Source organism: Roseococcus sp. GW821-FHT12F05, assembly GCF_058806835.1.
On sequence record NZ_JBXAQB010000022.1, the window covers coordinates 55,206 to 67,433 of the forward strand.

Here is a 12,228-nt window from a genome sequence, read left to right on the forward strand (position 1 = left end):
GAGCAGGAGCCGCCATGTCCAACCTCGCCACCATCGCCAACCTGATCGGCGACCCCTCGCGCGCCGCCATGCTCCAGGCCCTGCTGCCGGGCGAGGCACTGACCGCCGGCGAGCTGGCGCGCGTGGCCGGGATCGGCGCCGCGGCGACCAGCGCGCAGGTGAAGGCGCTGGTCGAATCGGGGCTGGTCTCGGTCCATGCCCAGGGGCGGCACCGCTATCACCGGCTGGCCGGCGAGGAGATCGCCGCCGCGCTCGAGACGCTGATGGCGCTGCCCCAGGTCAGCCCGCGGAAATCTTGGCCGCATGGCGACGGCTTCCGGCAGGCGCGGCTGTGCTGGCATCACGTGGCCGGCCGGATCGGCGTGGCCCTGCACCAGCGCCTGACCGGCGACGGCTGGATCGAGGCCGCGGCCGGCGGCTGGGCCGTGACCGGATCCGGCGAGGCGCGGCTGGCGAAGCTGGGCGTGGACCTCGCCGCGGCCCGCCGCGCGCCGCGCTTCGCCTGCGACTGCATGGACTGGTCCGAGCGCCGGCCGCATCTCGCCGGCGGGCTGGGGCGCGAGATCACCTCGATGATGACGCGCCGCCTCTGGCTCACGCGCATCGAGCCCTCGGCGACCGATCTCCTGCAGCGGCGCCGGCTGGCCTGCACGCCGGAAGGGGCCCGCGCGCTCTCGGCGGAGTTCGGCATCGCGGCATGAAGAAGCTTTTTGCGCCCTCAAACGCCGGGCGCGCGCCCCGCGCGCTTGGCTTCGCCGCGCGGCTGAAGCGCCCGGCCACGCTGTCGGTTGGGCGGCGCCGGCCGCTGTGCGGCCGGATACTCCATCGGGCGCGCCCGGTCCTGCCGCTGCACGTCCTGCCCATCGCCCCATGACTCCCACAGCACGGGTCGGCATGGCCATGTCCGCCATGACGGCCGTCTCGCAGTTCCACCGCGCCGCCATCGGCGTGGTGGCACCCGAGCTGGCGGCGGAGCTCGACCTCGGGCCCACGGCGCTGGGCGCGGCCAACACCGCCTTCTTCCTGGCACTGCTGGTGGCGCAGCTCCCCGTGGGCGTGGGGCTGGACCGGATCGGGCCGCGCCGGCTGGTGGTCGCGCTGACGGCGTTGGCCGTGGTCGGCTCGGCGGCGCAGGCGCTCGCGCAGGACGGCGCGCAATTCCTCGCCGCGCGCTTCGTGTTGGGGCTGGGATGCTCGGCGAGCTTCATGTCGGCCGTGGTGCTGGCCGGGCGCTGGCACGCCGGCCCGGGCATGACCAAGGCGATGAGCGGGATCTTCGCCTGGAGCCAGGTCGGCATCCTCGCCGCCGGCGCGCCGCTCGCGCTGATGTCCGGGCTGCTGGGCTGGCGCGGCGCCTACCTGCTTTCTTCCGGCATCACCGCCGTCATCGGCGCGCTGTGGTGGCGCTTCGCGATCGACGTGCCGCCGGGCCTGGAGATCCGCCGGCGCCATGCCGAATCGCTGGGCGAAGTTCTGGCCGGGCAGTTCACCGTCTGGGCGACGCCGGGGCTGGCGCGGATCCTCGCGATGCACTGCTTCGCCTATGCCGTGATGGCGACGCTGCTGGCGCTCTGGGCCGGGCCCTACCTCTATGACGTGCATGGGCTGGACGCAGCGGCGCGCGGCACGGTGCTGCTGGCCATGGGGCTCGCCGTGCCCTGCGGGCAGCTTGCGCTGCCCTTTATGGAGCGCGCCTTCGGACGCGGGCGCGCGGTGGTCGGATCGGCCGTGGTGGTGATCGCGAGCATGGCGGTGCTGGCGGCTTGGCCCGCGATCCCGCTCGCGATCGCGATCGCGATGCTCATGCTGTCCTGCTTCTTCTCCGCCTATTCCATCCTGCTGGTGGCGCAGGGGCGTGCGCTCTTCCCGGAGCATCTGGTGGGGCGTGGCGTGACCACGGTGAACCTCGCGCAGGTGCTCGGCTCGGCGCTGCTGCCGGCCGTCGTGGGCGCGGCCGTGGCGCTGGTGGGCGTCGGCGAGGCGGGCTACCGCGCTGGCTTCCTGTTGCTGGGGCTCTCGCTGGTGCTGGGGATCGCGGGCTACCGATGGCTGCCGAGGGGCAATGCGTCCTAGCCGTGCAGGCTGGGCCCGATCCGGCCCGCGTTGAACACGGCGAGGTGCGGCTCCGGCGAGAACTCCAGGACGGAGAGGCTGGCCGGACTCACCCGGTGCGCCACGGCGAAATCCAGCCCGGCCCAGCGCGAGAGAAGATGCGCGATCACCTCCGCATGGGTGAAGACCAGCACAGAGCCGCGGACGCTGCGCGACAAGGTCTCCACCCAGGCGTCGAGCCCCGCCATGGCCGGCGCCAGCGAGGGCAGGATCGCCTCGCGTGGCACGTCCTCGCCGCGCGCCCGGCGCACCACGTCGGCGTAGCGGTCGCCCCGGACGGGCGCGAGCTCCTTCGCCACGGGCAGGCCGGAGAAGCCGAGCAGCGCGGCGGTGTGGCGGCAGCGGCGGGCGGGCGAGGTCAGGGCGAAATCCATCGGGCGTTCACCGAGGAGCTGGCCGAGCGCGGCCAGCGCCGCGCGGCCCTCGCGCGTCAGCTCGGGGTCGGGCGGGGCGGCCTCGCGCGAATCGATGGCGGGGCTCCCGCCATGGCGGACCATCAGCAGCCGGAGGGTCATGGCCCATCTCTGCGCCCGCGGCAGGGCCGCTGTCGAGGACGTCATGGAAGCTTCACGGGGACCCGGTCTCTTCGGGAAAGCGTCACGGAGATGACGTTGAGAAGAGGCGGCCGGATCAGGATTGTCGCTGATATCCCGAGGAGAATCTTCGACATGCCGATCCTGCCCCGCCGTGCTTTCCTGGCCACCCCCCTGGCGATGCCTGCCCTGGCGCAGACGGGCTCCTTCCCCTCGCGCTCCGTCGTGATCGTGGACGGCTTCCCGCCCGGCGGCGGCAGCGACATTGCGGCGCGCCAGCTCGGCCGCGAGCTGGAGGTGCGGTGGAGCCGGCCCGTGGTGGTCGAGAACCGCTCCGGCGCGCTGGGCAGCATCGCGGCGGCGGGCGTCGCACGCTCGGAGCCGGACGGGCACACGCTGCTCATGGCGCATGTCAGCACGGTGGTCGTGGCGCCGCTGATCCATCCGGACATGCAGCCGGCTGCCATCCGCAACTTCGTGCCGGTCTCGCTGGTGGCGGTGCAGCCCCATGTGGTCGTGGTGGCGGCGGGCTCGCCGCTGCGCGACATGGCGGGGCTGCTGGCGCTGGCGCGGCGCCGCGCGGCCGAGGGCCGCCCGCTGACCTATGGGGCGAGCGTCGGCGGCGTGCAGCACCTGGCCGTGGCGCTCTTCTCGGCCGAGCTCGCCATCGAGATGCAGCACGTGCCCTATCGCGGCAGCGCGCCGGCGCTGGCGGACCTCATGTCCGGCACCATCGACTTCATCCTCGAGGGCATCACGCCGGCCTCGCCCTTCCTCCAGGGCGGGCAGATCCGCGGCCTTGCCGTCACGGGCGAGCGGCGGGTGCCGGGCGTGGAGGCGCCGACCCTGCGCGAGCTCGGGCTGCCGGCGGGCGACTTCACCACCTGGTGGGCGATCGTGGCGCCGCTCGGAATCAGCGGGGCACGGCGCGGCTTCATCGCGGAGGCGGTGCAGGCCGGGCTGGAATCGCCGCGCTTCGTGGACTTCGCCGACGGGCTCGGCGTCGCCCGGGGCACGGGCTTTACCGGGGCGCGGCTGGAGGCTTTCGTGGCGGAGGAAAGCCGGCGCTATGCCGGGCTGATCGAGCGGCTGCAGATCAAGGCGGAGTAGCGGGTCCATGACGATCGCGGCGCTGGAGCCCAGGGGGGATGGCAGGGGCGAGGGGCATCGCTTCGTGCTCTACGCCGATGCCTGCTCCGGCGTGCCTGGCGCGCCGCACGCGGCCAACCTCGCGCGGGTGAACGCGGTGCTCGCTCGCCTCTCGCCGCCGCCCGAGTTCATCCTCTTCCCGGGCGACGAGGTGATCGGCCTGACCGCCTCGGCCGAGGAGCTGCGCGCGCAGTGGCGCCACTTCCTCGAGGTCGAGATGGCCTGGGCGTGCGGCATCCCGGTCTTCCACACCACCGGCAACCACACGGCCTACGACATGATGAGCGAGGGCGTCTTCCGCGCCGCTCTGCCGCACCTCCCGCGCAACGGGCCGCCGGGGCAGGAAGGGCTGAGCTATTCCGTCCGGCGCGGCGACCTCGCGATGATCTTCGTCCATACGCTCTGGACCGGGCTCGGCGGCGAGGGGCAGGTCGAGACGGAATGGCTGCGCGAGGAGCTGTACCGCCTCCGCGACGCGCGGCACCGGCTGGTGCTGGGCCATCACCCCGCCTTCCCCGTGAACGGCTTTGCCGGCGACTGGCAGCGCGAGATCGGGCCGGGCTGCCGCGATTCCTTCTGGGATGCGCTCGTGGAGGGCGGGGTGCTCGCCTATCTCTGCAGCCACATCCTGGCCTTCGACGTGCAGGTGCATCGCGGCGTGCTGCAGGTGACGACGGGCGGTGCAGGGACCGGGCATCGCATGCCCGAAGGCGTCGAATACCTGCACGCGCTGCACGCCGCGCTCGACGCGGAAGGCCTGCGCTACGAGGTGCTCGACGACGAAGGCCGGGCGCGCGAGGGGCTGAGCTGGCCCGTATCGCTGCCGCCCGCCGGGACATGGCAGGGCCTGCCTGTCGGCGAGGGCGCCGCCGCCTTCACCGGCCTCCGCGCGGGCCATCCGGCGCCGCGCCTCGTCGCGCTGGGCCTGCGCGGCCGCACTGCCCCGGCGCATGGCGGCGCGGCGCAGACGCTCTTCTCCGCCGAGGCCGAAGGGTGGCTTCCCGCGCTCTGGATCGGGCTGCGCGGGCCGGAGCAGCGGCTTTGCGTCATCATCGCCGCCGCGCCCGGCCGCAGCCCGAGCTACTGGTTCGGCCCGACGCTCGGCGCGGGCGAGGCCTTCGATCTGGAGCTTCTCCTGCATGGCGGCATGGGGCCGGGCGGCGTGATGTGGCGCGCGGGCCCGGGCGCGCCGTGGAGCAGCCTGCGCTCCGCCGTCTCCTGGGGGCCGGAGCGCATCGACTGGCCCGCGCGCTGGCGGGTCGGCACGGGCTTCGCCGGGGAAGGGCTGGAGTTGCGGTTCTGGACGGGGCTAGCCTGAGCCTCTTTCTGCCGGAGTTCCGCCCATGACCGTGTCCATCCTCGAGCAGCGCCGCATCGAGGCGGCCTTCGCCAAGGGCCTCCACGAGGAGATGGTGGCGACCCTCGGCGAGGAGCAGGCGACGGCGATCCTCACCCGCGCCATCGTGAAGCTCGCGCGGCAGACCGGCGCCGCTATGGCCAGGGAGGCCCCCGAGCCCAGCATCGCGCATTTCGCCGAGCTCATGGAGCGCTGGAAGCTGGACGATGCTCTCCAGATCGACGTGCTGCGCGAGGACGCCGAGCATTTCGACTTCAACGTCACGCGCTGCCGCTATGCCGAGACCTATCGCGGCATGGGGCTGGGCAAGCTCGGCGCCGTGCTCTCCTGCAACCGCGACGGCGCCTTCTGCGAGGGCTACGATCCGAAGATGAAGCTGGAGCGCACGCAGACCATCATGTCGGGTGCGACACATTGCAACTTCCGGTATACGCGCGCCCCATGAGCACATCCGTCGAATATGTCGCCACCGACGCCGCCGCCTATGAGCGGAGCATGGGGCGCTGGAGCCGCAGGCTGGCGGCGCCCTTCCTCGATGCCCTCGCGCTGCCCCAGGGCCTGCGCGTGCTGGACGCCGGCTGCGGCACGGGCGCGCTGAGCGCGGCGCTCCTGGAGCGCGATCCGGCCGTGAAGGTGACGGGCGTGGATCTCGGCCAGGCCTATGTCGAGGCCGCGCGCGTCGCCATGCCGCAGGCGCGCTTCGAGCGCGGCGACCTCCTGTCGCTGCCGCTGCCCACCGGCTCGCAGGACGCGGCGCTGGCGCTGCTCGTCTTCGCCTTCGTGCCCGATCCGGTGAAGGCGGCGCGGGAGATGGCGCGGGTCGCGCAGCCGGGCGGGACCGTCGCCACGGCGATGTGGGATTTCTCCGGCGGCTTCCCCTTCCTGCGGCTCTTCGCCGACACGGCGGCGGTGGTGCTGCGCGAGGGCGCGGACTGGCGGGACAAGCACTTCGCCGACCCGATCGGCGCGCCGGGGCGGCTGGGCGCGGTCTTCGAGGCGGCCGGGATCAGGAACGTCCGCGAGCGCGACATCTCGATCCGGCAGGAATTTTCGGGATTCGAGGATTGGTGGCAGCCCTGGCTCACGGGGCAGGGCTTCGTGGGCGCCTTCGCCGCCGGGCTGGAGCCGCCGGCGCGGTCGCGCCTGGAGGGCGCGTTGCGCCGCGCCTGGGGCGCCGACGGGCCGCGCAGCTTCGTCGCGACGGCGCGGATGGTGACGGGAGAGGCCTGAGCGGGATGACCGGAGGCGCGAAGGCGCCGGAGGTCTGAATCTCGCGAGATGATCTGGCCTCAGTACATATTGGCCCGCAGCCGCTCCTCGGCGACGGCGTCGTAGGCCGCCGGGTCCATCCCGTTCTTCTTGTGGGCCGCGAGCAGCGCCCCCATCGTCGGCACGCCCGGCGCCTTCCTGCGGCCGTCCCACAGGTCCGAGCGCATGATGGCCTTGGCGCATTGCATGAAGATCTCGCGGATCTCCACGATCAGCACGGTGGTCGGCACCTTCTCCTGCGCGATGCAGCGCGCGCGGAGCTCCGGGTCGATGGAGATGGTGGCCGTGCCGTGGACGCGCATGGTCTCGCCCATGCCGGGCACCAGGAAGAGCAGCGAGACCCGGCTGTCCTCGAGGATATCGCGATAGCCGTCCAGCCGGTTGTTGCCCTTCCGGTCCGGGATCATCAGGCGCTTCTCGTCCAGCGCCACCACGAAGCCGGGCGCGTCGCCGCGCGGGGTGATGTGGTTGCCCTTGCGGCCCTGGGTGCCCAAGAGACAAAAGGGGCTGGCGGCGATGAAGGCCAGCGTCGTCGGGTCGAGCCGGTCCGTCGATTTGTTGGCGGCGAGCTCGGAGGGACGACCGTAGATGGCCTCCAGGGCCTCGGCGGTGGTGACGGCGTGGGGGTCGGCGACGACTGCGTGCGTGTCCATGGTCCGCATGGTGGCGAAACTCGCGGCCCGACGCTATATGGAAAAACTTCAACCAATCTCTGAAGAAGCCATGGCTGGGCATTCGCAGTTCAAGAACATCATGCACCGCAAGGGCGGGCAGGACGCCAAGCGCGCCCGGGCCTTCGCCCGGATCGGGCGCGAGATCACGGTGGCGGCCAAGGCCGGCCTGCCGGACCCGGCCCACAACCCGCGCCTCCGCGCCGCCCTGGTCGCGGCCCGGCTGGCCAACATGACCAAGGACGCGGTGGACCGTGCCATCAAGAAGGCCTCGGGCGCGGGCTCCGGCGAGGACTACGTCGAGGTCCGCTACGAGGGCCGCGGTCCGGCCGGCGTCGCCGTCATCGTCGAGGCGCTGACCGACAACCGCAACCGCACCGCGAGCGACCTGCGCTCCATGTTCAGCAAGCACGGCGGCGCGATGGGCGAGACGGTGGCCTTCCAGTTCGACCGCGTGGGCGCCGTGCGCTTCGCGGCCGAGGTCGCCGATGCCGACGCCATGCTGGAGGCCGCCATCGAGGCGGGCGCCCAGGATGTCGCCAGCACCGAGGAGGGCCACGAGATCCTGACCGCGCCGGAGGACCTCAACACCGTGCGCGATGCGCTGGAATCCCGCTTCGGCGAGGCCCAGGCCGCGCGGCTGGAGTGGAAGCCGAACATGACCGTGGAGCTGGACGAGGAGGGCGCGGCCGCCGTCCTGAAGTTCATCGACCTGGTCGACGACCATGACGACGTGCAGCAGGTCTACGCCAATTTCGAGGTGAGCGACGCCGTGCTGGCGAAGCTTTCGGACTGAATTGGCGCCCGGCCCCATCCGCATTCTGGGGTTGGACCCCGGCCTGACCCATACGGGCTGGGGGCTGATCGAGAGCGCGGGCTCGCACCTGCGCTACATCGCGGCGGGCGCCATCAGCACCCTGGCCGGCGACGAGCTCTCGCATCGGCTGGTGCAGATCCACAACGGTCTCTCGCATCTCATCGGCGAATGGACGCCGGACGAGGCGGCGGTCGAGCACACCTATGTCAACAAGAACCCGGCCGCCGCGCTGAAGCTCGGCCAGGCGCGCGGCGTGGCGCTGCTGGTGCCGGCGCTGGCCGGGCTGCCTGTCGCGGAATACCAGGCGATGGAGGTGAAGCGCGCCGTCGTCGGCACCGGCCATGCCGATAAGATCCAGGTGCAGGACATGGTGAAGCGCCTGCTGCCCGGCGCCGTGCTGAAGCGCGCGGATGCGGCGGATGCGCTGGCGATCGCCATCTGCCACGCGCATCACCGCGGCACGCGCAACGTGCTCGCAAAGCTGATGCAGGTCTGATGGCCGCCGATTCAGCCCTTCGGCGCCTGCGCGCCTCCGGCCATCGGGGACGGCCATGATCGGGAGCCTCAAGGGATTCGTGGAATCCACGCAGGACGGCGCCTGCGTGCTGGACGTGAACGGCGTCGGCTATCTGGTGTCGTGCAGCCGCAAGACGCTGGACCGGCTGACGGCGAAGGACGGTGTCCAGAAATTGCTGATCGAGACCCGCGTCAGCCAGGACGCCATCACCCTCTACGGCTTCCTCGATGCGAGCGAGCGCGAGGCTTTCCGGGCCCTCAACGAGGTGAAGACGGTCGGGCCGCAGAAGGCGCTGCTGGTGCTGTCGGGGCTGACGCCCGACCAGCTCGCGACGGCCATCGCCGCCAAGGAGCGCAAGCGGCTCTCCGAGGTGAAGGGCCTCGGCGCCGCCACCGCCAACCGCGTCATCGACGAGCCGGCGATGCAGAAATGGGCCGTGGGCCGCGCGACGCCGGAGCAGGATGGCGGCGGCGTGCCCATCGTGGCCGCCTTGCCCGATACGCCGGAGGCGGATGCGATCAGCGCGCTGCTCAATCTCGGCCTCAAGCGGCCCGAGGCCGAGCGTGCCGTGTCGCGGGCAAAGACGCAGCTCGGGGCGGGGGCCGAGCTGAACGCGCTGATCACCGTCGCGCTGCGTGAGTCGGCGCGATGATCGCCCCCGATGATCGGAGGCGCGAAGGCGCCGGAGAGCTGAATCGGTGGCGCAAATGAGCGACCGCATCACCAGCGGCGCGCGCCAGGAGGAGGATGCCGGCGAGGCCTCGCTGCGCCCACAGCTCCTGTCCGAGTTCACCGGCCAGAAGCTGCTGCGGGAAAACCTCTCGGTCTTCATCCAGGCCGCCTCCGCGCGCGGCGAGGCGCTCGATCACGTTTTGCTTCACGGACCTCCGGGCCTGGGCAAGACCACCCTCGCGCAGATCGTCGCCCGTGAGATGGGCGTGGGCTTTCGGGCCACCTCCGGCCCCGTTCTCCAGCGCGCGGGCGACCTGGCCGCCATCCTCACCAACCTCCAGCCGCGCGACGTGCTTTTCGTCGACGAGATCCATCGCCTTCAGCCGGCCATAGAGGAGACGCTCTATCCGGCGATGGAGGACTTTCAATTGGACCTCATCATCGGCGAGGGGCCGGCCGCGCGCACCGTGCGCATAGACCTGCCGCCCTTCACCCTGGTCGGCGCAACCACGCGCTCGGGCCTGCTCTCCACGCCGTTGCGCGACCGCTTCGGCATCCCGCTGCGCCTCAACCTCTACACGCCGGAGGAGCTTTTTCGGATTGTCCGCCGGGGTGCGGAGAAGCTGGGCTTCGCGCTGGCCGAGGAGGGCGCGCGCGAGATCGCCAACCGCAGCCGCGGCACGCCCCGCATCGCCGGCCGCCTGCTGCGCCGCGTGCGCGACTTCTGCGTGGTCGAGGGCAGGGTGGCCGACCGCGCCATGGCCGACGCCTCCCTCGCCCGGCTGGAGGTGGACGCCAAGGGCCTCGACGCCATGGACCGCCGCTACCTCCGCCGCATCGCCAAGCACCACAATGGCGGCCCGGTCGGTGTCGAGACGCTGGCCGCCGCCTTGTCCGAGAGCCGGGACACGCTGGAGGACGTGGTGGAGCCCTTCCTCATCCAGGAGGGCCTGGTCCTGCGCACGCCGCGCGGCCGCATGCTGGGCGAGCCGGGTTGGCGCCACCTGGGGATGGCGCCGCCCGCCGGCGCCTCGCTCCAGCCCGACCTGCTGGACCCGCGCCAGCCCCCGATGGCCGGAGGCGCGGATGCGCCGGAGGTCTGAATCGGTGGCGGCGACATGACCGATTTCGCGCATCGGATGAACATCCGCGTGTACTACGAAGACACGGATGCCGGCGGCGTCACCTATCACGCCACCTATCTGCGATGGGCCGAGCGCGCCCGTACCGAATCCCTCCGCGACATGGGCCTGCCCCATGCGGACATGCAGCGGTTACATGGCTGCTTCATGGTGGTGCGGCGCGTCATGGTGGAGTATGCACGCCCCGCGCGACTCGATGACGAGGTGACGGTGGTCACGCGAATCCGCCGCGCTTCCGCCAGCCTGCTGCTGCTGCAGGAGGTCTGGCGGGGGGAGGAAAGGCTGGCATGGCTCGATGTGACGCTCGCCTGCGTGGATGCGACGAGCCTGGCCCCGCGCCGCCTGCCTGAACCCTGGCTGGGTGCTCTCCGCGCCCGGACCGTCCTGCCCGAAACGACCTGAGGAGGCCCCGCCCCTTGAACTCCGTCACCACCGCGCCGCTTGCGGCGGCCCACGACCTCTCGCTCCTCGCCCTGTTCATGCAGGCCGACTGGATCGTGAAGGTGGTGATGGTCCTGCTGCTCCTGGCCAGCGTCTATGTCTGGGCGATCGCCTTCGAGAAGTTCACGAGCCTCGCCCGCGCCCGCCGGGAGGCCGACGAGTTCGAGGACCGCTTCTGGCGCGGCGGCAGCCTGGACGAGCTCTACCGGGCCCAGGGCGAGCACCCCTCGCACCCCATGGCGGCCGTCTTCGTCATCGGCATGCGCGAGTGGCACGCGAGCACGGCCGCCGGGGCGGGCTCCTTCATGGTGGCCGGCACGCGCGAGCGGGTGGAGCGCGCCATGTCCGTCACCATACATCGCGAGATGGAGCGGCTGGAGAAGCGCATGACCTTCCTCGCCTCCACCGGCTCGGCGGCACCCTTCGTGGGCCTCTTCGGTACGGTCTGGGGCATCATGAACAGCTTTACCGCCATCGCGGGCATGCAGAACACCAACCTCGCCGTGGTCGCGCCGGGCATCGCCGAGGCGCTCTTCGCCACGGCCATGGGCCTCGTGGCCGCCATCCCGGCGGTGCTGATCTACAACATGCTGTCGTCCAAGTTCGCCAAGTTCGCGGGGCGGCTGGAGGGCTTCGCCTCCGAGTTCGGCGCGATCCTGGCCCGCCAGACCGAGGCCGCGGCCCAGGCGCGCGTCACGGCCGCCGCCCCGGCGGCGGAGTAGCGCCGCCATGGCCGGGCCGATCATGAAGCGAGGGGTGGGCGCCCGCTACCGCCCCATGGCCGAGATCAACGTGACGCCGATGGTGGACGTCATGCTGGTGCTGCTCATCATCTTCATGGTGGCGGCGCCCATGATGACCTCCGGCGTGCCGGTGGACCTGCCGAAGACCACGGCCCAGCCGCTCAACCAGGAGCAGGAGCCGATCACCATCAGCGTGAATCCCGAGGGCCGCATCTTCCTGCAGGAGACGGAGGTCCAGCTCGAGGAGCTGGTGCCGCGGCTCCAGGCCATCGGCCAGACCCAGCAGCCCGGCCAGCCCGAGCGCCGCATCTTCGTACGCGGCGACCGCGGCATCACCTATGGCCGCGTGATGGAGGTCATGGGCACGATCAGCGCCGGCGGCTTCACCCGCGTGGCCCTGCTCGCCGAACAGGCCAATCCCACGGCGGGTCGCCCCGCTCCAGCTCCCGCCGGCGCTTCCCCCCGCGCCCCCGCTCCCACCGCGAACCCCCCGTCGCGAGGCCCGGCGCCGCGCTGAGCCATGGAAGACGGGCGCTTCCGCCTCTGGGTCGGCGCATCCCTCGCCGCGCACCTGCTGGTGCTGGCGCTGATCCTGCTCGACTTCGACCGGCGCAAGATCGAGGAGCCGCGCGAGCAGGCGCTGGAGGTCGAGTTCATCGCGCCCGCCGAGACGGCCCAGGGCGAGACCCCGGCCCCGCGCGCGCCGGTGAGCGTGCCCGCGCCGCCCTCGCCGGAGCCGCCGGAGGTGGAGCCCGCGCGTCCGGCCCCGCCCGCGCCGCCGCCGCCCCCTCCACCGCCGCCGCCC

General features: G+C 72.2%; 16 protein-coding genes. 14 read left to right on the forward strand and 2 right to left on the reverse strand.

Annotation, left to right across the window (positions count from 1 at the left end; translation table 11 throughout):
• Window positions 1-14: 14 nt before the first annotated feature.
• On the forward strand, window positions 15-701 hold the full coding sequence (locus tag AC1ROY_RS32255) for an ArsR/SmtB family transcription factor (protein WP_493153055.1): 687 nt from the start codon (window positions 15-17) through the stop codon (window positions 699-701).
• Between the two features lie 199 nt (window positions 702-900).
• Window positions 901-2,073 (forward strand): MFS transporter, encoded by a 1,173-nt coding sequence (locus tag AC1ROY_RS32260; RefSeq protein ID WP_493153056.1) that lies wholly within the window; start codon window positions 901-903, stop codon window positions 2,071-2,073.
• Here the strand turns inward: AC1ROY_RS32260 and AC1ROY_RS32265 are convergent.
• Window positions 2,070-2,672 (reverse strand): histidine phosphatase family protein, encoded by a 603-nt coding sequence (locus tag AC1ROY_RS32265; RefSeq protein WP_493153057.1) that lies wholly within the window; start codon window positions 2,670-2,672, stop codon window positions 2,070-2,072. The two genes, AC1ROY_RS32260 and AC1ROY_RS32265, sit on opposite strands and share 4 nt — an antisense overlap.
• 108 nt (window positions 2,673-2,780) lie before the next feature.
• Between AC1ROY_RS32265 and AC1ROY_RS32270 the strand changes: the two genes are divergently transcribed.
• From AC1ROY_RS32270 to AC1ROY_RS32285, 4 genes are read left to right on the forward strand one after another with little or no spacing between them, the layout of a single operon-like run.
• On the forward strand, window positions 2,781-3,755 hold the full coding sequence (locus AC1ROY_RS32270; protein WP_493153058.1) for a Bug family tripartite tricarboxylate transporter substrate binding protein: 975 nt from the start codon (window positions 2,781-2,783) through the stop codon (window positions 3,753-3,755).
• A gap of 7 nt (window positions 3,756-3,762) precedes the next feature.
• The gene (locus AC1ROY_RS32275; RefSeq protein WP_493153059.1) at window positions 3,763-5,112 is read left to right on the forward strand and encodes a metallophosphoesterase family protein; all 1,350 of its coding nucleotides are present in this window, start codon (window positions 3,763-3,765) and stop codon (window positions 5,110-5,112) included.
• 25 nt (window positions 5,113-5,137) lie between these two features.
• The gene (locus AC1ROY_RS32280; protein WP_493153060.1) at window positions 5,138-5,596 is read left to right on the forward strand and encodes an L-2-amino-thiazoline-4-carboxylic acid hydrolase; all 459 of its coding nucleotides are present in this window, start codon (window positions 5,138-5,140) and stop codon (window positions 5,594-5,596) included.
• Window positions 5,593-6,381, forward strand: a complete 789-nt coding sequence (locus tag AC1ROY_RS32285) for a class I SAM-dependent methyltransferase (protein ID WP_493153061.1) — start codon at window positions 5,593-5,595, stop codon at window positions 6,379-6,381. Before AC1ROY_RS32280 ends, AC1ROY_RS32285 begins: the two co-directional genes overlap by 4 nt.
• Window positions 6,382-6,440: 59 nt before the next feature.
• Here the strand turns inward: AC1ROY_RS32285 and AC1ROY_RS32290 are convergent, their stop codons facing one another.
• Window positions 6,441-7,073 (reverse strand): MSMEG_1061 family FMN-dependent PPOX-type flavoprotein, encoded by a 633-nt coding sequence (locus tag AC1ROY_RS32290; protein WP_493153062.1) that lies wholly within the window; start codon window positions 7,071-7,073, stop codon window positions 6,441-6,443.
• A gap of 70 nt (window positions 7,074-7,143) precedes the next feature.
• Between AC1ROY_RS32290 and AC1ROY_RS32295 the strand changes: the two genes are divergently transcribed.
• The 8 genes from AC1ROY_RS32295 to AC1ROY_RS32330 all read left to right on the forward strand — a co-directional run.
• Window positions 7,144-7,887, forward strand: coding sequence for a YebC/PmpR family DNA-binding transcriptional regulator (locus AC1ROY_RS32295; protein ID WP_493153063.1), 744 nt, complete (start codon window positions 7,144-7,146; stop codon window positions 7,885-7,887).
• A 22-nt stretch (window positions 7,888-7,909) separates the two neighbouring features.
• A complete protein-coding gene (gene ruvC, locus AC1ROY_RS32300) occupies window positions 7,910-8,404 on the forward strand; it encodes a crossover junction endodeoxyribonuclease RuvC (protein ID WP_493153070.1) in 495 nt (164 codons plus the stop codon).
• A gap of 55 nt (window positions 8,405-8,459) precedes the next feature.
• Window positions 8,460-9,077, forward strand: a complete 618-nt coding sequence (ruvA, locus tag AC1ROY_RS32305; RefSeq protein WP_493153064.1) for a Holliday junction branch migration protein RuvA — start codon at window positions 8,460-8,462, stop codon at window positions 9,075-9,077.
• Window positions 9,078-9,132: 55 nt separating this feature from the next.
• On the forward strand, window positions 9,133-10,200 hold the full coding sequence (gene ruvB / locus AC1ROY_RS32310) for a Holliday junction branch migration DNA helicase RuvB (RefSeq protein ID WP_493153065.1): 1,068 nt from the start codon (window positions 9,133-9,135) through the stop codon (window positions 10,198-10,200).
• 15 nt (window positions 10,201-10,215) lie between these two features.
• Window positions 10,216-10,641 (forward strand): YbgC/FadM family acyl-CoA thioesterase, encoded by a 426-nt coding sequence (locus AC1ROY_RS32315; RefSeq protein WP_493153066.1) that lies wholly within the window; start codon window positions 10,216-10,218, stop codon window positions 10,639-10,641.
• A 14-nt stretch (window positions 10,642-10,655) separates the two neighbouring features.
• A complete protein-coding gene (gene tolQ, locus AC1ROY_RS32320) occupies window positions 10,656-11,402 on the forward strand; it encodes a protein TolQ (RefSeq protein ID WP_493153067.1) in 747 nt (248 codons plus the stop codon).
• Window positions 11,403-11,409: 7 nt separating this feature from the next.
• Window positions 11,410-11,940 (forward strand): protein TolR, encoded by a 531-nt coding sequence (tolR, locus tag AC1ROY_RS32325; RefSeq protein ID WP_493153068.1) that lies wholly within the window; start codon window positions 11,410-11,412, stop codon window positions 11,938-11,940.
• 3 nt (window positions 11,941-11,943) lie between these two features.
• Window positions 11,944-12,228 (forward strand): hypothetical protein (locus AC1ROY_RS32330; protein WP_493153069.1); only part of this gene is annotated, 285 nt, incomplete at its 3' end.

What these genes read in the sequence shown, in the direction of transcription:
- AC1ROY_RS32255 (WP_493153055.1), top strand. Translation starts at nt 15, where the DNA reads ATGTCCAACCTCGCCACCATCGCCAACCTGATCGGCGACCCCTCGCGC.
- AC1ROY_RS32260 (WP_493153056.1), top strand. Translation starts at nt 901, where the DNA reads ATGTCCGCCATGACGGCCGTCTCGCAGTTCCACCGCGCCGCCATCGGC.
- AC1ROY_RS32265 (WP_493153057.1), bottom strand. Translation starts at nt 2,672, where the DNA reads ATGACGTCCTCGACAGCGGCCCTGCCGCGGGCGCAGAGATGGGCCATG.
- AC1ROY_RS32270 (WP_493153058.1), top strand. Translation starts at nt 2,781, where the DNA reads ATGCCGATCCTGCCCCGCCGTGCTTTCCTGGCCACCCCCCTGGCGATG.
- AC1ROY_RS32275 (WP_493153059.1), top strand. Translation starts at nt 3,763, where the DNA reads ATGACGATCGCGGCGCTGGAGCCCAGGGGGGATGGCAGGGGCGAGGGG.
- AC1ROY_RS32280 (WP_493153060.1), top strand. Translation starts at nt 5,138, where the DNA reads ATGACCGTGTCCATCCTCGAGCAGCGCCGCATCGAGGCGGCCTTCGCC.
- AC1ROY_RS32285 (WP_493153061.1), top strand. Translation starts at nt 5,593, where the DNA reads ATGAGCACATCCGTCGAATATGTCGCCACCGACGCCGCCGCCTATGAG.
- AC1ROY_RS32290 (WP_493153062.1), bottom strand. Translation starts at nt 7,073, where the DNA reads ATGGACACGCACGCAGTCGTCGCCGACCCCCACGCCGTCACCACCGCC.
- AC1ROY_RS32295 (WP_493153063.1), top strand. Translation starts at nt 7,144, where the DNA reads ATGGCTGGGCATTCGCAGTTCAAGAACATCATGCACCGCAAGGGCGGG.
- ruvA (WP_493153064.1), top strand. Translation starts at nt 8,460, where the DNA reads ATGATCGGGAGCCTCAAGGGATTCGTGGAATCCACGCAGGACGGCGCC.
- ruvB (WP_493153065.1), top strand. Translation starts at nt 9,133, where the DNA reads ATGAGCGACCGCATCACCAGCGGCGCGCGCCAGGAGGAGGATGCCGGC.
- AC1ROY_RS32315 (WP_493153066.1), top strand. Translation starts at nt 10,216, where the DNA reads ATGACCGATTTCGCGCATCGGATGAACATCCGCGTGTACTACGAAGAC.
- tolR (WP_493153068.1), top strand. Translation starts at nt 11,410, where the DNA reads ATGGCCGGGCCGATCATGAAGCGAGGGGTGGGCGCCCGCTACCGCCCC.